The 18,472-nt window shown below is 49.2% G+C and carries 17 protein-coding genes; 7 read left to right on the top strand and 10 right to left on the bottom strand.

The window, feature by feature from the left end; genetic code table 11:
• Positions 1 to 217: 217 nt before the first annotated feature.
• Entirely contained in the window at positions 218 to 1,675 is a 1,458-nt protein-coding gene (locus JJB74_RS22310; RefSeq protein ID WP_200595580.1) for a hypothetical protein, read from the bottom strand.
• A 646-nt stretch (positions 1,676 to 2,321) separates the two neighbouring features.
• Between JJB74_RS22310 and JJB74_RS22305 the strand changes: the two genes are divergently transcribed.
• From JJB74_RS22305 to JJB74_RS22295, 3 genes are read left to right on the top strand one after another with little or no spacing between them, the layout of a single operon-like run.
• Entirely contained in the window at positions 2,322 to 3,224 is a 903-nt protein-coding gene (locus tag JJB74_RS22305; protein ID WP_200595579.1) for a phosphoribosyltransferase-like protein, read from the top strand.
• A 1-nt stretch (position 3,225) separates the two neighbouring features.
• Positions 3,226 to 5,214, top strand: coding sequence for an ORC-CDC6 family AAA ATPase (locus JJB74_RS22300; RefSeq protein WP_200595577.1), 1,989 nt, complete (start codon positions 3,226 to 3,228; stop codon positions 5,212 to 5,214).
• Positions 5,211 to 6,113 (top strand): hypothetical protein, encoded by a 903-nt coding sequence (locus tag JJB74_RS22295; protein WP_200595575.1) that lies wholly within the window; start codon positions 5,211 to 5,213, stop codon positions 6,111 to 6,113. The genes JJB74_RS22300 and JJB74_RS22295 overlap by 4 nt, the downstream gene beginning before the upstream one ends.
• An 80-nt stretch (positions 6,114 to 6,193) precedes the next feature.
• Here JJB74_RS22295 and JJB74_RS22290 read toward each other — a convergent pair whose 3' ends face one another.
• From JJB74_RS22290 to JJB74_RS22270, 5 genes are all read right to left on the bottom strand, one after another.
• Positions 6,194 to 7,390: an N-6 DNA methylase gene (locus JJB74_RS22290; protein WP_200595573.1), complete on the bottom strand. Its 1,197-nt coding sequence runs from the start codon at positions 7,388 to 7,390 to the stop codon at positions 6,194 to 6,196.
• A 110-nt stretch (positions 7,391 to 7,500) separates the two neighbouring features.
• Complete coding sequence (locus JJB74_RS22285) at positions 7,501 to 8,337, bottom strand: hypothetical protein (RefSeq protein WP_200595572.1); 837 nt, start codon at positions 8,335 to 8,337, stop codon at positions 7,501 to 7,503.
• 318 nt (positions 8,338 to 8,655) lie between these two features.
• Positions 8,656 to 9,435, bottom strand: a complete 780-nt coding sequence (locus JJB74_RS22280; protein ID WP_234484763.1) for an HNH endonuclease — start codon at positions 9,433 to 9,435, stop codon at positions 8,656 to 8,658.
• A 496-nt stretch (positions 9,436 to 9,931) separates the two neighbouring features.
• The gene (locus JJB74_RS22275) at positions 9,932 to 10,534 is read right to left on the bottom strand and encodes a hypothetical protein (RefSeq protein ID WP_200595568.1); all 603 of its coding nucleotides are present in this window, start codon (positions 10,532 to 10,534) and stop codon (positions 9,932 to 9,934) included.
• 552 nt (positions 10,535 to 11,086) lie between these two features.
• Positions 11,087 to 11,428 carry a hypothetical protein gene (locus JJB74_RS22270; protein WP_200595566.1) on the bottom strand — a complete coding sequence of 114 codons (342 nt, stop codon included), beginning with the start codon at positions 11,426 to 11,428 and terminating at the stop codon, positions 11,087 to 11,089.
• A 397-nt stretch (positions 11,429 to 11,825) separates the two neighbouring features.
• Here JJB74_RS22270 and JJB74_RS22265 point away from each other — a divergent pair, with 397 nt between their 5' ends.
• On the top strand, positions 11,826 to 12,323 hold the full coding sequence (locus tag JJB74_RS22265; RefSeq protein WP_200595565.1) for a hypothetical protein: 498 nt from the start codon (positions 11,826 to 11,828) through the stop codon (positions 12,321 to 12,323).
• A gap of 241 nt (positions 12,324 to 12,564) precedes the next feature.
• Here the strand turns inward: JJB74_RS22265 and JJB74_RS22260 are convergent, their stop codons facing one another.
• Positions 12,565 to 13,104: a hypothetical protein gene (locus JJB74_RS22260; protein ID WP_200595563.1), complete on the bottom strand. Its 540-nt coding sequence runs from the start codon at positions 13,102 to 13,104 to the stop codon at positions 12,565 to 12,567.
• Positions 13,105 to 13,412: 308 nt separating this feature from the next.
• Positions 13,413 to 14,177 (bottom strand): hypothetical protein, encoded by a 765-nt coding sequence (locus tag JJB74_RS22255; RefSeq protein ID WP_200595561.1) that lies wholly within the window; start codon positions 14,175 to 14,177, stop codon positions 13,413 to 13,415.
• Between the two features lie 230 nt (positions 14,178 to 14,407).
• Here JJB74_RS22255 and JJB74_RS22250 point away from each other — a divergent pair, with 230 nt between their 5' ends.
• Positions 14,408 to 15,052 (top strand): YbjQ family protein, encoded by a 645-nt coding sequence (locus tag JJB74_RS22250; RefSeq protein ID WP_200595560.1) that lies wholly within the window; start codon positions 14,408 to 14,410, stop codon positions 15,050 to 15,052.
• A 485-nt stretch (positions 15,053 to 15,537) separates the two neighbouring features.
• Entirely contained in the window at positions 15,538 to 16,011 is a 474-nt protein-coding gene (locus JJB74_RS22245; protein WP_200595558.1) for a DoxX family protein, read from the top strand.
• 314 nt (positions 16,012 to 16,325) lie between these two features.
• On the opposite strand, the gene JJB74_RS22240 is transcribed toward JJB74_RS22245, so the two are convergent.
• Positions 16,326 to 17,090 (bottom strand): transporter, encoded by a 765-nt coding sequence (locus tag JJB74_RS22240; protein WP_234484747.1) that lies wholly within the window; start codon positions 17,088 to 17,090, stop codon positions 16,326 to 16,328.
• Between the two features lie 245 nt (positions 17,091 to 17,335).
• Between JJB74_RS22240 and JJB74_RS22235 the strand changes: the two genes are divergently transcribed.
• Entirely contained in the window at positions 17,336 to 17,941 is a 606-nt protein-coding gene (locus JJB74_RS22235) for a 3'-5' exonuclease (RefSeq protein ID WP_325170155.1), read from the top strand.
• 87 nt (positions 17,942 to 18,028) lie between these two features.
• On the opposite strand, the gene JJB74_RS22230 is transcribed toward JJB74_RS22235, so the two are convergent.
• Positions 18,029 to 18,433: a hypothetical protein gene (locus tag JJB74_RS22230; RefSeq protein ID WP_200595554.1), complete on the bottom strand. Its 405-nt coding sequence runs from the start codon at positions 18,431 to 18,433 to the stop codon at positions 18,029 to 18,031.
• Between the last annotated feature and the right edge of the window lie 39 nt (positions 18,434 to 18,472).

The following is an 18,472-nucleotide window of genomic DNA, read 5'->3' as shown; positions in this document are numbered from 1 at the left end:
GCGGAAACAGAAATCCCCGCATTGCAGCGGGGATTTTTTATTGCGGCTCCTTTCGGATCATCGCATCGCAGTTGAACGGAAACATGCTGCTATTGCGAGGTGAGCCTAGGGCGTTATAAATGGTTTCAGGCGCGTATGCCCTGCCTCTCCATCAGCTTAAGTTGGTGAGTGAAGCCTTAAGCGCGGCCAAATACATCGACATTGATCTCCCCGCCATCTATCGCGCCTCAACGTTACCCAGGAAAGCGGCCTGGCCCGCGAAGACGATATCGGCAAGGCGCGCTGGAGGTGTCTCACGGTAGTGCTTCTCCATTTCGCGGCAGTCCAATGCTGCCGCCTTGTCTGCGTGGCGCTGGTTCATCTCGGACAACGTCTTTTCGAGGTCACCCTGCATTTCTCCCGTCTCGTGCAGGAACCCCTCCATGCCTTCAGCATTCGCCACCCCGGTAGTGATGAAATGGTTCTGGATGAAGACCGCGACTTCGGCGGGCAAAGCTCGTGCATGCTCCATCGCCTGTACGAATTCGAGGAAGAGGCGGATGCCCTCTGGAGTGGCCACGTGGTGTGCCTGGGCGAAGTCGGCATAGTCGGACTTGCCGTGGGCACCGAGGTATTCGCACAGTCGCGCAGGTGCCTGCTGCATAGCGCTGCAGACCAAGTCGTACACCGCTGTGACGTCCTCAATTGCAGGCTCCGTTATCGGCTGTACCGAATCATCAGGCTCGAAAAAGTCTTCGATGTAATTGTCGAACGCCGCGAGCGGCAGCTGGGCTAGACGCTCTGTAGATGTTACCGAACATCCCTCCATTTTCTGCCATCGAGCCTCGCATTCGCAAAGCATTGCGTCCAGTGCCTCTACAAACGTACGTTCTTCATCGGAGCCTATGATGCCGTGCAGAGAGAGTTGTATTCCCTCCGCGGCGCCGCTCACGTTACCGCTGCATTGCCAGTGGATCACCGGCTGGTTGAGATAGCTGATGACGGCCGATGCGACGAAATCCAGCCCTTCTTCGCTAATGTCTTCGGCGCACATGAAAGTCAACAGGCGGATCTCGATGTGCGTTAGCACTTGTTCCTGCACTACCGGTACGAAACGCAGGGCTAGCACAGCGAAGGGGTCCCCCGGTTCGAGACCGTCCCGTGGCTCGCCCGTATAAGCAGCCATCACACGAACACCTGTGGCTGGATCAAGGATGGCAGCGCCCTCTTCCTTGCCGCAGGCAAGCTCGGCAAGCGTATCCCGCTGCACCGTGCCGCCAATCTCTGCGATGAATCTGTCGGAGTCCTTTCGCCATTCTGATGACCCCGTCCACTGCCGCGGAAACAGCATAGCGGTAGGTGAGTCCGATTCCAGGTAGGGAAGAAAGAACGCTGTCGTAGGACGGATATGGGAAATGGCCCGCGCCGCGGTTTCCTCATCAATGGCAATCGCATGGGCCAAACGCGCGACTTGGTACAACACCCGGCTTTGCACGACTTCCGTGGTACAAATCTCATCCGGCAGCGACGGCCGATCTACCCCTGCCTCCGTGATTTCCTTAAGTTCTGCCCAGTCTTTGTAGCCCATCATTGCGGCAGTCGCGCTGCGCGCACGGCGCATGGGTATCTCAGCAGTGGAAGCTACCCTTCTACAGATTGCTTCTACCTGTGAAACTGCCTTGAAATAGATGCGCATTGTCTTTCTCCCGATACATGACGACAAGCTCGGCTACTGCACGAGCTAGATACGCCGCGCAGGTGTTTCGAGTGCGCAAAACGTGACTAATTCGTCAAAGGCTAACACATTGGTGTTGCTGGGAAGCGGCTAAGCGCCGCTGATGTTGGAGCGCGCAAATCTTGGCGCGACGTAAGACAATCGAGTATGTAGTGCCGACGGGATCCGCGGCTCAAGACACTGACCGCAATGCAGCGGAAGCGGACATTATGACGATTAACCCTTTGCCAGTTACACCACTTTCACTCACCGCGATTCAAGCAAAACACTTCCCGACTGTTTATAATGTGAACTTATTATAATTGGCACTGTAGAAAACTGAGCGGCCCTCCTGTGCAAAGGAATTCTACTGCGCATCAACAGGGCACAGTAGATGCTGATCGGCGCCTAATGCAGTTCGCGTTGCTGTTCTCGCATTGAATTGACCAGAGGCGCCTTCTACCATCGCTTGGTCTTATTCCCTTGAATCCTTGGAGCAAAATTTTCCTGTGTCCAAAGCCGATAAATCTAACTACGGAATGCTGGATCGCAAAAATTTTTGGTCTTTTCCCCTTTTTTAGCTAGCGTTGCGTTTATCAAACCTCCAAGCTTTCCTGTTAGGTCATATGTGAAAACACTTTTAGCCAATCCAGACAACCAACAGTTCATTGAACAGGTGCATCAGCGAACGCGCAACTACGTTAAATCGGGAATTTGGGCTTCGATTAGTCTCGATCGGTTGGATAGATGGATTGATCAGTTTGACTATTATCAATATCCATTTCTAGGAGCGGTGTTGCTTGACAACTTACTTTTCAAGTCAAAAGCTCAAGTCCTAGCTACGCTAGAATGGCTAATGACCTGCCCCGATCTGTGTTATACCTTCGCATCGGATTTGGCATTAACTAAATCATTATCAAAAAAACAAGACCCCGGTGTACGGCTGGTTCCAGCCATCTCCTTTGATAAACCGCCTACTAAAAGTGGTTTCTATGTTTTGCGACTGATCCAACGGCTTTTTCGCATTTATGCAGACTGGCTTATATGGCCACAGAAAGTAATAGACTGGTCGCCGGGGGCACGGCTTTTGATTATCGTAGACGATTTCTTGGGTTCAGGCGACCAGTTCAAGGATTTCGTGTCGATCACTAAACTTGAAACGTTTCATAAAGACCACCCCGAAGTTCGTATCGTGTATCTCGTCTTGGCCGCCCATGCAGATGGTATCAGCGCTATTCAACATAATTATCCCTTTGTCGACGTGATATGCGCCGACACTTTAGGAAAGGAATACCACCTTTTCGATGGTGCACGGGTGGACGAAAGATACCAGCGAGCTGTGTCAGCGGAGCTGAAAAAGCATTATCTCGATCTCGCCAAGAAGGCATCGCTTCCTCTCACAGGAAAAGTTGGACCATTTGGGTATGGCGGACAATGTCTGAGCTATGCATTCGAGCATGCCACTCCGAATAACGCCCTACCCGCATACTGGTACGACACTAATAACTGGGAACCCTTGCTGGACCGATAGCATGAAAACATACGAACGCGCATTCGCAAGAAATCGAGCAGAAGAAATGGGCCCAGACCTGTGGAATGATTTCATCATTCCCCCCTATTTTGACAAGCTTCACATCATGTATGTACGAAAACCGTACGTGATCGTCGGCGGCCGTGGTTGTGGAAAGACTACGCTTCTGCGCTACTGGTCCTACAATACCCAGTTTTCAGCAAAGCGCAAAGATATTCCGGATGAGGCCTTTTCCACGATCGGTCTATATATAAGGACTGATATACAGTTTTTAAGTTCTTTTCAAGGAGCCGGCATTGAAGCCCATGTTTGGAATAACGCATTTGAACATGCGTTGTGCCTTGCTGTTGCGGATGAAGTTCTAGGATGCCTTGCTCAAATTAATTGCACGCCGCTGCGAAACTCCCAATATGGTGATCTTAATCAATTGGACTTTTCAGAATTGTCAGATTTTGACGATACCATTCCTGGCTCCTATCAGGAACTGAAGCGCTTCATTTCACGCAGCCGTATGCGACTCGCCAGCTGGATAAACAATCTGGACCTAGCATCAGAGCGACCCCGCTTTTATCCATTAAGGCCATTCATTGGCGTCATGATTAAAGCGATTCAGACGCTTTCATATCTCACTGATACAGTCTTTGCTGTCTTCGTCGACGAGTATGAAAGCCTACTTGAGTATCAACAGATCTTTGTCAACACTCTTCTTAAGCTCAGCCAGCCTCCGCTCGTTTTTCATGTCGCGATGAAACGCAATGGCATGCCATTCCGGGCAACCACAGCCGGCAATGAGATGATTCAAGATGAAGCCGATTTTAGGACATTTGATATCGAGAAAGAGCAAGGCGATGATTTTCGAACCTTTGCTGCCGAACTTTTCTTTTTCCGCCTCATGGCGCAAGAGGTTATACTAGAAGACGACCCTGTTGACCTGAACACTCTTACAAATCCAGACCGACTTGCTGTGCGTCGCAACGACGTGAACTATCAAGGAAAGTTGAAGGCTGCGATTGAGAAAATTTTGCCGAGTGTATCGCCAGCTCAGGTCGCATTAATGGCTTTGTCGGATGAGGTATTACGGAGTCGTTTGATGCAGACAATTGAGAATGGTCTTTTACGTAGAAATCCTGGCAAATTGAAAGCAGAAGATTTTGTCGATGACAAGTTCCCGGAAGCCAGTGTTGTGAATGGTGCTTTGCTGCATCAGCGTAAAAGCCCCGAAGATGTTCATGCTTCCTTCATCAAATACAAGAAGCGCCAAGATAAGAATTCTCCGCATTCTGAATGGATTCACCATTTTTTGCATGGCACTCTTTTCTACCTGTATCAGCCGTTGAATAGGCCATGCCTGCTTTACAGCGGATTTGATACCTTCATTTTGCTTTCGTTAGGCAACACTAGGCACTTTCTAGAACTATGCCATCTTGCGATAGGCCGATCCAATAAGTCCGCAAATGAGTCTACCTCTTCCTACGAACTTGTTGTGCCCGTACATGATCAAGCAGAAGCTGCAAGGGATTGCAGCGGACGTTTCCTTGAGGAGGTAAAGGGGTCTGGCACGCAGGGGAAGCAGTTGTACCATATTGCCAATACATTAGGTCAGATTTTCAAATTAGCTCAACAGCGTCCCGCCCAAAGTGAGCCGGAAAAGACCCATTTTGCGGTAGCCAACGGTCAGCTTTCTGATGACGCAATCACTCTGTTAAATGAAGCTGAAAAATGGGGCGTTCTTATTGGACAAACTGAAACCAAGGTCAAAACGTCAAAGTTTGAATCCAAGGAATATACGCTCAATCCCATTTTCGCTCCATCCTTCGGTATTTCTTATCGGCGCGGCCGGAAACTTGATCTGCCTGGTAGAGTAGCAGACCGGCTATTGCTCGCATCCAATGAGGGCTCCACCGCTATTATTAAGGAATTTGAACGTGGCTGGAACAAGGATGCCGGTGATCAGCTTTCCTTGATTGATGATTCTGATATTCAATCGTGATTACGATTAAAACTAACACGCACAGCACGACGCCTCTCTTATCGGCTGATAAGATGTTCGAAATTGGATTTTATGGTGTCGATGTAGACGATCGGGGCGCAAGTGCGGTCAAGCTTTGCCAACAGAGATCAGTTTCGAGCCATCTCATGACATATGTGGCTAATGATCATTTCATAGACGGCAATCCTTGTCCGCAAAAAGCGATATGTGCGTACATGCGTGGTAAAAATGAGATTCTCATTGAGTGCACTACGCTTGGCGTTGCCGAAATCATCTTCCTATTCCTGGCGGCAAAACGCGAGAAAATTCGCGATATATATCTTATTTATGCAGAGCCTGGAGAATACACACGCGAAAGCCGGCAAACTCTCTCCGAATCGACGCGGTTTCACCTAACGGGTGATCGGCAATTCAAAGGCGTCCATGGCGTATCATTGGATCTTTCACTACATTCAAGCGGTCGCGCAGTGTTTTTACTCGGTTACGAGGATGATCGCCTTGCCATGTTATTGACCCAGCAGGAAAACCTTGCCCGCTTTAAAAAACATGCGGTTTTTGGGGTGCCAGCGTTTGAACCAGGCTGGGAGCTCAATAGTTTCTCGAATCATGCGTCACGGCTTACCACGGAAGAATTTGAAATCCATTATGCTGCCGCCAACTCTGTGACACATTGCATGGATACTCTTACCAATATTCATAAAGTGAGCGGCTCCATTGACTCACCTACAATCATTGCGCCGATTGGCACCAAACCGCACGCCATCGCGGCAGCCGCTTTTTTGTGCTTTGTGTGCGGGAGCCAGGAAGGAGGCTTAATCTATGATCATCCTGAAAAACCTGCCGGGCGCTCGCGCGCACTCCGTCGGTGGCACGTCTTTCATTTGAACGTGACTTGCTGACGTTATAATGTTGCAAAAAGCGCAAGAAAAGACGTATTTTTCTGGCACGTCAATTTTTCGGACTTGCGGACCATCACTGCCTATGATGAATAGGTTGTTACCTCTTTTATGCCCCATGCGAATACCGGCATTTCAAGCAACTCGCGCTTGGTAACTACTTTTGCGCATACACCTTTGGAAATTCCATGTAGCCAGGCTTGAAAAGATGGATGGATAAAAGACTGATACACAAGTTCACGTACGGCTTTTGGTGCCCTAATTCTAAATACATGGTCTGTAATAGGCGCATTACCTGAATCCAATACGACAGGGTTCCAGCTGACACGTGAGCCCGTACGCGGCAATAAAATATCCCCTTTCTTTGCAATAACATGGCGCTCTTTGTCTCCAACAGTATGGCGATTAGCGGCAAGGCGGCCGGCGCGAGCTTGTGCCAGATCGCTTGTATGCAATGCGTCTACGTTTCTCATCACCGCTTCTTTGCGAGAATATAGGCCACGAGTAATCGACACGCGCAGGTCCTTCAAAACGATATCTGTATGCGGGGCTAAGCTATGGGCCTTATGATATCTTGCATCCAGTCGTGCGCCAGGAATAAGATGTTTTTTGACGACCCGAACAGTCGTCTGATTCTTTACATCAAATTCGCAGACTTCCACTTCTTTGGTTAAGGTGTGTGAGGTATCAATTACCAACGCCACTGTCCTTGCCTCGGTATCCATAAAAGGAGTCCCGACCACTTCAATGCATTTACGCAGGCGGTAGTTCTTCATTAGGCTTGCCCGAATTCGGCTGTACGTATCCCCGTCGGCGAATCCGATTGGCAAAATGATGATGATTTTCGCATTGAACTGCCTGCCAGTCACCAATGCACGGGCGAGAAATTGAACTTCTGCACGATCAAAGCCTTTTTTTCCCTGCACTTCAGGGAAGGCCTTCTTGATCCAATCCATATCATCAGGCAAGTCACCCAAGAATGGGGGGTTGCAAATGATACCCATGTTCCCTGAAATTTTAAGGGGTCCTAAACGCGCCCTCAGTCCATTAACATTACGTATTTGTGCATTGGAGAGTAAATTCTTGGAGGCGGCGACCATTTTTCGGTCGACATCAAACCCGATCAATTGCACCTGATTTTTGGCAATATCGCAGACAGCTTTTAACAGGGAACCGTCGCCAACTGCAAAGTCGATAACAACGTCGCACTGCCCTAGTTCTTTCGCCGCCATTTTGGCAATTGCTGGCGGCGTCATGTATTGACCCAGCTCCTTATCCATCTTTCCTCCGCAGATTTTCTATAATATTATCATAATTATGTCAAGATGGAAACTTTCCTACCTCGGATCGAAAAAGAAATTGCGGAGCGTTTAGCTAATTCTTTCAGAAATTAAAGCTTTTTATGTTTTTTTGCTAATTCTAGGTTCCTCAACTTCCTAGCAGCATAGTATCGTTTATTCTTGGCGGCACGTCTTTCGAACTTTTCCGCGACGGGTTTTCTAACGACGTAATCCAGTGCGCGCGCACTGTCACGAATAGCTCCTAATAACTGCCACATTAAAGGCTCCTCGAGCATCAACTGGTCTCCAAGTTGTAAAGTTGGAATTAAATCGGTCAGCGTTTCAACTGCACGTTGATCTACTTTTCCGCCAGCATGCACTATGCAGTTCCTTATTTCACATGCTGCAGTTACGAGTTTGGAGCGCTGCGGTGACTGCAGAGGCTCATCATATTTATTTTCAGTTAATAGCTTTCGTATGCGCGCCTCGCGCTTTTGATAGCTCTCATCAACAACAGACTTTATCTGCGCATTTATTGTTGCTGTCTGTATGTACGTCTCTAAATTTGTGTCAGGAAGATCACTTGGTCGAATCTTAATCGAAACCTGAGTTGTTGCCGGCCAGCGCGCTTTCATTAGATCGAACAGGAAATCTCCAATGTAGACTTCGTAGAACGTTACAACTTGAACTAGCATGCTATATCGTGCCGTGAGTTGCACTTTATTCGACAAGCCGATTAGTTCGTTGCTACTGATATCGAGATGCTGCGCCTCAGGTGCAGGTATGAACTGGTTGATTCGATCATGGTTTGGTGCATGTTTTAACATTAATGCAGTCGCAGCTCGATGCACCCAATAAAAGGCATTTAAATTTTCGAATTCTTGCTCGAATAGTATAAATTGGGGTGATCGCGATGCGTGAACTTGGGGCAGTACAAGTTTATTCATTTATCGTTCCGTATTAGTTAGTCGCACTTAAACTGGTGAGGATGCTTTGCTTGTGGGCCGTATTTAGTCATATATGACTTTTTTTCAATTACGGTCAACGTCTCCTATTGGGAATTGCCAGATATGTTTAGGAGAATTAAAGGCAACTAGATGAGCTCACGTTTACAAAGCGTTAGAAACTGACGGGGGATACTGTGGGCCATAGCGAAGTCGTGCAACTTTCCGTGTTAGTACGGAGGTTCAGTATGATAAAGCTTCAGGGAGTACAGTCTTGTGAGTATGATTTCCCTCAGTATCCTGTCGAAGTCGTTCCGTTGATTAGGCATAATGGGACTTGCGGTGACAGTTCGGGCAAAGTGCAAGGGCATTTTCGACCGTATCGTCCCCTCCGTCTGCCAGCCTGACTTTATGATGCACTTCCAGGTAAGGGGTGTTATCTGAGCGCCGGCGAAAAGGTGCTTCTTTCTTGCAGCCCTCACAGATTCCTTTCGCTCGAAGAAGGACCTCGGCTACAACGTCAGGGTTGCGCGCAAAGACATTTACTATAACGGCCAAGCTCCTAGGCTTCTTTGGTGCCTTACGCAGTCGTTTCTTCCGTTCGGCGGGGTTATCGTTCAGTGAACGGACTACTTCAGTTTCAAAGTTACTTGCTTTCGATAGGATCCAGAATCTTCTAGATGCGCCAAACGGTGCCTTGTCCCTTGGTTTAATCCCCAGCCTGGTACAAAATTGTTGGTATTCCAGCTCAAGAGCTTCGCTGTGGTTTGGTTTTGAGCCTGCGATGATGTTAATCACTTCGTTAGTTATTCTGCCATCCTTGGTCGGGCTCGTTGCATGGGCGGCTCGGGTATTGGCCTTGTAGCCAACGAAACGGCTGGGCGCAAAGAACGGCTCGCCGCCAGCGACATGCACGACGAAGCAGACTCCCTGACGGATAAGCTGTCTTGCATACTCACGGTCTTCAGCGTGCGGTGAACTGGAGTAGCTCCTCAGTGTATCTACGTTTTCCAGAAGATCGTCGTAGGTTAATATGGTCTGCATATGTCGTTCATGAGGCTCGTTGGTGGCTAGTCGATATTGTTGCAGAAAAACCTTCATCCAGTAGCGTTTTAACGGTAAAACAGGAACGGTATGAATATAATTCTGTGCAGTTTATATTTCCGGATTTGATTCCGTCCTGAATGATCGTTGAGTTGGTGTAGCTGCTATAAACAAGGATGACGACTTCCTATCCTTGCCCAATACTGTCCAGCATCCAAAAGCGTTTGTTTTTAGCTATGCAAACCTATCGTCTGCGGTGTCCGCTGGTTATGTCATAGTCGTCTCTGTCCCTGACGATTTACCTTTTTATCTTGCTCGCTGGTTCTACAGTTGCTGTTTCTGTCATGGTTCTCCCCTCTATTTAAATTCGGTGTATAAACTGCAAGCGGTAAGTCAATGTCAGTTCTTATGCCGGCTGGCACGGTGGACTGATTACAGTAACGGAAATCGCCTTCCTCTGTGCCATTCTTACGCTGATTGCGGAAGTGGTCTGGGAGCGGAACTGGAAGAAGGAAGCGAAGTATCTGTTTTCTTCGTGGTGAAATGAAGCCCCTCATAGAAGGGGCTTTTTGTTGACAAGATACGGCTTTTCTGATTCAGATATACAAGCATAAATCAGGTCAGCCAAGAGTCTATGAGCGGTCTTGGATAGTTGATTCCTCTGGTAGCATGCCCCGCTATGTGCTACAGCAAATTGTCTGTTGAGATGAAGAAGAGCTTGTCCCTTTTCTGTCAGCTCGCAAGTCAGTTTTTCGTCTTCCTCGGAACCCTCATTGATGAGAATATAGCGTCCGAGCATTAATACCATTGCACTCAAAAGGGTAGGGTCTGCGCCCGCCGGGTGCGAGTCAAGCGGCTCACGGACGGTATGGTCTACTGAACTGTCGGTGGTAGCAAATTCATTCCCCTCGTAGGTGCTGTCAGCCTTATTTGGCAATCTAAATGTTATTTTTTTGCCGATAGAGAGCATGCCAAGCAGGTTTAAATGGGAAGGGCGAATACCATTGACTGCCAAGATTTCGTTCCAACCATACCTTTCAACGATTTGGACAAGTGCAGCCGCTGTGTCTGGTAGGAGGACGGAACACTGTCTTGCAAAGACTGCTTGGTCGCTTTCTTCGCTTTGTGATTTATTACCTTGCTTCGGTTCTATCACCTTAGATGCCTTGATGTGTGAAGCATGCTGGTTCTAATAACCCTGTATGCCCTGCACGACCTCTACCAGATTTTCATACTATTGAATCAATCCAGTCTAGGCCATGACCACTCTCCATGAAACAGTAGGCAAAAGACATGTTCTCTGCCTCTGTTATCCGCCCGACGCATACCCGATTTTAGGAGGTTTAGGCAATTGGCCTAAGTATTTGGTTCTTCGCCGATTTGAGGGGTGAGAAGCCCGCACCGAAGGGACGGTTTACTGTGGCGCACGAAGCGCGGAAGTATCCGACTCCGGATAGTCTTCTGTCGTCCTTGAGGAACGCGAAAGTTCGACCCAAACCGAACCGTCGAGGATAAAAACTGACGTTCAACAGCGGAGTACGTAGTGGCATTGCATACCTTGCGGTGGAATGCCGCTAACCTGCCCGCATCGAACGACCTGTTTGGCGGCATGGACAACTTATGAAAAAAATCAGACACGGGTCAACGCGACAGCGCTTGAAGCGGTGCGACGGCATCCGCCGGACGCCTTAGCCTTAGCTAGGCAGGTTCATTTTAAACCGATCCTTGCAAGAATACGCCCCAACATTCCTTGCGCCTGCCCGGAAATTTTTCCCGGCTCCTCCGTGCCGCCGCTAGGCTGCCACAGATGCCCGCCTAGGTCCATGTACCTTCGTGCGCCTTCAAGGGTAGCCAATACCTCGTACGTTTCGCTGTTGAACGGACACTCGCCATCGCTATGAACATTTTGGATAAGGTCGTGCGCAGCAGTGATCAACTCCGAGGTGGTGTATTTCGAAAAGAAATGATCTATAGACGGATACATCTTATCTGCCAATTCAAGCAGCACCATGGCATCCATAAGCTTTGTCTTATCACTTGTCGCTTGCATATACTTGCCTTTCAAGAATTTGGTATGGGCAATCAGATAAGGCTTGGCGAATATTCGCCTCACATCCTATCAGGATAATGTTACTTTTTAGAAGCATTATTCATTTTGCGTAGGTGTCCGCTCATGGCCGACTGTAGGCTTATCGAGAACTGGCAAGTCGACTCAAAGCGATCCTTGCCTTCCCTTCAAAAAAGGACTTGTCGATGAAGTACAATATACATCGCTTATGTTGGCGTTAGAAAAAGAAGATTGACGAGAAAGTTCCTATAAATTGGTAAATTTTTGAGCGAGCATATTTTAATTTAACATGCTTATAGAATTCAACACTCACGAGCTAACTTGGTACATGCAAGAAATAAGCATGCATGGCATCGGCGCGTGCATGGAGTACGATGGAATGAACGACGTTCTGGGGCATGCTATAACGGCGCAAGATCGATTGATTTGGTATTACCTTACTTCTTTTCTTAGTCATGCGGCCATGATTTCAAAATACTTGTCGCCCATCTCAAAGTGTGACATCGCTCTGGCGCGCAAGAAGGTCCTTCGAGAACTACTCCATGTTCAAGCCGATTCAGAAGTTTTGCCCAGAGACGCAAGGGACAATGTCGAGCACTTCGACGAAAGAATCGATAATTGGATAGGTGGTGAAAATCACAATATCGTGGAAATTGTTGTTCAGAGTCGCAGTGACTATAATTACTTGCGCATGGACAAAAAGAGGGTTAGGCGCGCATTAATTCTAGATGAGTTCGTATTCATCTCAGAGAAAAAAGATTGTTCAAAATTTGAACTTGGCCTTGTGCCTTTGCATGACGAAGTCAGACGCATTGGTTTAGAGGCTGAACAGTGGATTGCATCGCGATCTCCATACCACTTTCTTGCCCCACGCTGAGCGTTGCTGCTAGCCGGTTGCTACTTTTTCGGACAACAGCTTTGACCCGGCTTCTGCCTTCGCCATCGTTCTCGCCAAGGTCCGCTATCAGTCTTTGTATCGCAAGCGCCCTTCCCCTCCTTTGAGAAGGCGCTTGGTTCTGTCGACGCCAGTCTACGGTGATTCAAACTTCGGTGTGCTCAGCGATTTCCATACTTTGGCGGGAGTCGATATAAGACCGGGTTGGGCGTCGGCGTTTGGGCTAACGATTGATTGCAGTGGTCAGTTGCGCCTCGAGCAGTGCGCCTTCAGTGACCTCCACATGTTTGCGCAGCACCGCACCTGTATCGGCATTCTTGCACCCCCACATGCCGCAATTCATGTATTGCCAGAAAAGCTGCGTCTCGACTATATACTTTCCAGCCGGCACTTTTGTAAAAGCGAATTTTCCATCTACATCTGCTACAACGATTTTTGTGTATCGCCATGCATTTGCAATTGTGGTTCTGTCCGTGCCGCTAAAGCCTAGCCAGTCAAATGTCGGATACCAGTCATCTGTGAAGTCGGTTCGTGACGTTACAAATGCGGTCTCCGGAATCAGGAAGACCTGGCGGGCTGCCCCTTTCTTTATGTCGCCGCCTTTGGTGACTAAGAACGCGGTGCCAGTGATTGTGGCCGTACCAGGTGCTGCGAAAGGCCTGTAGGCTGCTTCATCAAATGGGGGTAGATTGACCGGCGCGTGAGATGCACACCCAAAGACGGTAAGGGACGCGGTCACGCAGAGTGCAGCTGACAATTTCATACTACTAAATCCTTTGTCTCAGAAAGTTAGTGAGGACTAATTCCATACTTGCCACTCTGACACGCATATCACCGAACTGCGGCGTTTTCCGGTATACAACTCCTCGTTCCTTAAACGCGCTGTCTTTTCGATCTTGCTTCAATCAGTGGTGTCAAAGGAATCTATGCTACCAAGGAGTTGGGGAATTGCCATCCTAATATCGAAACGCCTGTTGAAGCGGATGACGGTTTTTTGACTGCTGCCCTCTAAGCATCAAAATAGCGCTCTTGTAGATAGCGCATTGACCGTCATCAGCTTGATGCTATCGGCTATTTTTCTGTGTTAGTGCTGTTCTCACGCCTCTTGGACGGGAGTACGTTACCTACTGTCACAATCATTGCCTGCCCGGCCTCAGTCGCCGTCGCTATTACTGTATGGCTTGCGCCAGCTGCGGTAGCGATCACTTTCTGTCCCGCGTCCGTTGCCGATTTTGTAACTGTGTCGACAATCCCCGAAACACGATCCTTGATTGCTCCGGTGACGTCAGCAAGTGATCTCCCAAATGAGGCAGCCGCGTCGTTAATAAAACGCTTCATCTCCTTGATGTTTTCCGCGCTAAGTAGCTCTTTGGTCTTTCCTATAACAAAGCTGATAATTGACTTCAAAAGCTCAACCCCCACCTCAAGACCAACGCTGAGTCCTCTCAGTATTTCGCCCTGCTCTTGTGTCGATAGAGCTGTCCAGCCATAGTAAATCGCGCCGACAGCCGCGCACGTCATCGCAACAGGGTTCGAGATTGTAGCGGCACTCGCGATTACGCTGATTGCTTGCAGCTTGTTTCCGAGTATGAGCTGTCCAGCTGCAATGATCGCGACGGGGACAATATACCCGATGCCAAAACCAAGCTTTGCTCCTTCTATAACCTTTCCAGTACGAGCAATCGTGACGTTTTCCGATTTCGTCATCTTTTCAATGTGCTCATCAACGAAATTATTGAACTCAGATGTGACATTATAGAGCACCATAATACCCTTAGTTATTGCCGAAAATGCGAGTTCGCCTCCAGCGGCTATCACACCAACCGGTATTGTCATATCTGTCCCCTATGAGTAAGAATATAGTGTTCTTTCGAATCTTTGTATAATATTAACTTATGCCAACACTTTTTGCCTATCTTTGCACTTGCCATCCTGCTTACCGTTCGAACTAAGGAGTACAAAGAAGGCGACCGTTGTATGAGTAAGGTCCGCACGTGTTCTAAAGCTAGAGAGCTTCTCTCTAAAATACTGCCACAAAAAATTTTTATGCGTAATGGATAAATCAAATGGATAGATGCCCAACATGTGGTGAAGCATTGAAAATCTCGGTATTTGGTAAAAGCAATGAGCTTTTACAAGACCGTCAAGTGCGCCTCATAAACGAATATGCTAAGACAAAAGCTGAGATACGTTGCAATCGATGTGGTGACGAAGCCTATAGAGGTGCGGTCGGTACCCTCCTCGAAGAGAAGAATAAACTCTCCGAGGAGATGCGGAAATTTTTACCCTCGTTGATTATCACAACAATCCATTCGCCGCATAATTGGAACTACAACGTCCTTGGGATAATTACCGCACAAACGACTACTGGAACCGGTGCGTTTAGTGAGATTACATCTACATTTACAGATTTCTTTGGCACACAGTCGAAAACATATAATAATAAATTAAAGGATGGAGAGGAACTTTGCAAAAGCGTACTGCGGAAGCAAGCCTTTGATCTTGGGGCGCACGCAATCGTTGCTACGGATATTGACTATGCAGAGGTCGGAGGTGAAAAAGGAATGCTCATGGTATGCATGAGTGGTACAGCCGTTACTCTAAAAAATCTAGAAATCTTAGGTGGTGATTATGTCACCTATTCGTCGCAACTGGGAAGCATCCAGTCCCGCATTCAGCATTTAAGTCAATACGACACGGCCGCTGCTTAATAGCCTGAATTATTCGTTGCGTAGAATGATAGGCAGAGGTATGTGGCTTCTATCACTCGCATTTAAATTCAGAGCAACTGTCTACAGTCCACGTTCGTTATGGGCGAAGTATGAGGGTATTCGCAAAACGAAGGAGCTTTTATTCCAGCGAGAGTCGCTTGGTAATTTCTTCTTCGCTTCTGATGCTGGGAGTTTTCCTTCAACGTCTGCTTTCAGTCTTGAGCGGTTGCGGCCATCTTTCTTGAAAGACTGCTCATGGCCGTTCTTCGCCGTGCAAAAGGTTCCAGACTCGCCCCTAGGCGGAAATAGCGGCTCTGCTCAGGAGCCACCCTGTTCACGTATTTTCTTTAACCGGCGGCAAGCATCCAGTCGTCGTGCCAAACTGCGTTTGGCACAGTCCTCTCTGCATATCGTCGCATCGCACTGGCCGCGTTTCGGCCTGCTTCCTACACTGCCTCCCGTACTGCACAACCAATCGGAGGTAAATGATGACGACCCCTATCATAATGCTGGCATTAATGATGCTGCCCTGGACAGTGACGCTGGCTTGGTATCGCGCGAGACGGCAGCCATTGGATGGAAGCCGAAGCGCAGTAATCGGCCTGACCCTCTTGTTCGTCTTTACTGGAATCGGGCATTTTGTCCAGACTATGCCTATGGTGCAGATGCTGCCGCCTTGGGTGCCGCAGCGTGAAGCGCTCGTCTACGCGTCCGGCCTGCTTGAGTTCGCCATTGCCATCGGATTCCTGTTCACCCGGACCCGGCGAACTACGGGCTGGCTTGCCGTTGCCGTGTTGATCGGATTTTTCCCGCTCAATATCTATGCCGCCATCCATCATGTGCCCATGGGTGGGCATGCATGGGGGCCGGCCTATCTGCTCATACGTGCGCCACTGCAGATTGCCATTGTGATGTGGATCATCTGCTTCATTCTGCGTCGCAGCCGCATCTATCAATAGACCCTCGCCCTCTGCCATTTACTGCAAAGCGTGTCCGCTTCCAACTTACAAGCAGTTGTTAGCTATTCTGGTTCCAAAAGCAATCAATTTTGCCAACCCCAGTAGCTTCGCAGCGTCGTGCAAGTCCCAAATGCCTCGCTTCACAGATGCAAACACGGCACCAGGCAGACAAACAGTCGACGCCGGTATGAACGTGGAAATCGTTGCAATACATGAAACACCAATGCTCGCGTCAAAGAAGGCGCTTTGCAGGCAGTCGCCTCCTTCCCCGCTAGGGTACACGAGCACTAGGGAAGCACGACTAATCGCCCGTGCTACCAAAGCTTGGCGATGGGAACGACAAAGCCGCTGAAGATAGACCAGTCTTGCGACTTTCTGGTTAGCCCTTTAGCCATGCCAACGTCGATGGAATACCATTTACTGGGGTTGTACACGACTGCAGCAAGCAGCTGCGCAGTGGTCGGTGTACCGCTACGCCTTGTTCCAGAGAGTTCAGTGACACCCCGCCATCCCTTGGTCAAGGGCATGGAAAAAGCTGCAGACAGGCCGGTTTGCATTCGTGCGGTACCGGGTTCAACGACGCCCACACGAGTCGTATTGAGGTTGGCGTCCAAGTGGACGCTGCCAATGTCCTGGCTGTAGATACCGTTCAAGGTGTATTCGGTCTTTCCGCTGCCAATTGCTTCCTTTGCTGTCGGCACCTTTGCATCCAGTTCCAATCCGAATGCCGTCTTGCTATTCAAAATGAATGCTCGTTTGAGGATAAAGCTTGTGTCGCCTACACCGTGCTCTCGTGAGCCGTCCTCGTCGCGGGACCAAACGTATGCCTCGCCACCGATGAGAATTCCCCACTCTTTGGAAAATCCAAGCTTCAAAAGGTAAGGCAAGCTTTCATCCCGGGCGTTTCCGGTTTTCGTGTGCAAGCCTCCGAATTCCACCTCAAGTTGGCCCGGTGTCGGCAATTGAGCTGGATTAGATATGGATGGCCGGTACGGTGTGACGCCAGTGTCGTCTGCCGCCCAAGAGAACAGCACAATACTTGCCAGTGCTACTGCAATAACGGCTTTTGCTGCAATCATTCACGCTTCCTTTCTAACGCAGAGGTTTCACTTCTTCTGATGCTGGCACCGAAACCGAAGTGGAATCGCGGACGAGCTGATTTGTTCATTAAACAATAATAGAGCGGGCCTACGCCGACCTCGGCCTTTTCGGCATGGGGAGATGGTTTGCGACAACCTGTCCCGGGCTGACTGCGGACATCGCTTTAGATGAGACAATCCGAACTGAGGACTCGTCTTTAGAATTGGCGACAGAGGAATGCACTGTGGAAATTGTGGCTGTAATTGATTTTGAAACGACCGGTTTGTCGCCAGCACAAGGCGACCGCGCTACTGAGATTGCCGCGGTCCTTCTGGAAGACGGAAAGGTCGTAGACCGTTACCAAAGCCTGATGAATGCGGGAGTGCGCATCCCATCGTACATTGAGGGACTTACCGGAATTTCTGACGCGATGGTTCGAAAGGCGCCGAAAGCTGCCGAGGTCATGCGCGAGGTATCCGATTTTGTAGGGGACTATCCCTTGGTTGCCCACAATGCGTCGTTTGATTGTAAATTCTGGGACGCCGAGCTTGAGCGCATCAACCGAAAGAGGCCTCAGCAATTCGCATGCTCTATGCTGCTGTCGCGGCGCCTGTTCCCGCAAGCGCCAAGCCATAAGCTTGGGACCCTTGTCGAATACGCCAATCTGCCCGTGGCGGGACGCTATCACCGGGCACTGGCTGACGCGGAGATGGCTGCTAGTTTGCTAGCCAAGCTCATAGAGGAGTTATGTAACCGATACGAAGTTAGCAAGGTCTCGCATGACTTGCTGTGCAAGATTCAACGCACTCCGAAGCACAAGGTAGGCCGCTGCATACAACAACATCAATAGGACGGCAGCATTGCCCCATGATGAAATGAGATGAAGCCCGCAATGCGGGCTTCATCTCATTTGAAAACTACGAACAGAAAACAGCAATTACTTCGCGGCGGGCGTCGCAGCTGCGTCGGCCTTCGCCACCGGGGCGTTAGTTTCCGCTTTCGCCTGGTCGTCCTTCTTCGCCGACTTCGCATGCTTCTTGGTGTGCGCTTTCTTGTGCTTCACCGCCTTGGCCGGCGCCGCAGCCGGAGCTGCCTTATTCGCTTCAGCAGCGTTTGCCGGTGCAGTAGAAACAGCCGGCGCGGCCGAAACGGTCGGTGCAGCCGGAGCGGTTGCAGCGTTTTGCGCAGAGGCGATACCAGCGACGGCGAACAGAGCGGCGACGACGAGAGCTTTCTTCATTTTGAATTCACTTTCATGGTTGGGGCAAAGGAAATAGTGCCTTTGCCCTTCCAAGAACGTTCTCGCTCGCGCATCGATGACCATAATTACAATGTGTTGCAATCCATCATCGTAAGACGAATACTTGGCCGAAGCTGGTGC

This window comes from Noviherbaspirillum pedocola (genome assembly GCF_016632335.1).
GTDB lineage: Bacteria > Pseudomonadota > Gammaproteobacteria > Burkholderiales > Burkholderiaceae_D > Noviherbaspirillum_A > Noviherbaspirillum_A pedocola.
This window is presented reverse-complemented; position numbering and strand designations above follow the sequence as displayed.

What these genes read in the sequence shown, in the direction of transcription:
- JJB74_RS22285 (WP_200595572.1), bottom strand. Translation starts at nt 8,337, where the DNA reads ATGAATAAACTTGTACTGCCCCAAGTTCACGCATCGCGATCACCCCAA.
- JJB74_RS22260 (WP_200595563.1), bottom strand. Translation starts at nt 13,104, where the DNA reads ATGAAATTGTCAGCTGCACTCTGCGTGACCGCGTCCCTTACCGTCTTT.
- JJB74_RS22280 (WP_234484763.1), bottom strand. Translation starts at nt 9,435, where the DNA reads ATGAAGGTTTTTCTGCAACAATATCGACTAGCCACCAACGAGCCTCAT.
- JJB74_RS22240 (WP_234484747.1), bottom strand. Translation starts at nt 17,090, where the DNA reads ATGATTGCAGCAAAAGCCGTTATTGCAGTAGCACTGGCAAGTATTGTG.
- JJB74_RS22290 (WP_200595573.1), bottom strand. Translation starts at nt 7,390, where the DNA reads ATGGATAAGGAGCTGGGTCAATACATGACGCCGCCAGCAATTGCCAAA.
- JJB74_RS22270 (WP_200595566.1), bottom strand. Translation starts at nt 11,428, where the DNA reads ATGCAAGCGACAAGTGATAAGACAAAGCTTATGGATGCCATGGTGCTG.
- JJB74_RS22250 (WP_200595560.1), top strand. Translation starts at nt 14,408, where the DNA reads ATGGATAGATGCCCAACATGTGGTGAAGCATTGAAAATCTCGGTATTT.
- JJB74_RS22265 (WP_200595565.1), top strand. Translation starts at nt 11,826, where the DNA reads ATGAACGACGTTCTGGGGCATGCTATAACGGCGCAAGATCGATTGATT.
- JJB74_RS22255 (WP_200595561.1), bottom strand. Translation starts at nt 14,177, where the DNA reads ATGACAATACCGGTTGGTGTGATAGCCGCTGGAGGCGAACTCGCATTT.
- JJB74_RS22310 (WP_200595580.1), bottom strand. Translation starts at nt 1,675, where the DNA reads ATGCGCATCTATTTCAAGGCAGTTTCACAGGTAGAAGCAATCTGTAGA.
- JJB74_RS22300 (WP_200595577.1), top strand. Translation starts at nt 3,226, where the DNA reads ATGAAAACATACGAACGCGCATTCGCAAGAAATCGAGCAGAAGAAATG.
- JJB74_RS22245 (WP_200595558.1), top strand. Translation starts at nt 15,538, where the DNA reads ATGATGACGACCCCTATCATAATGCTGGCATTAATGATGCTGCCCTGG.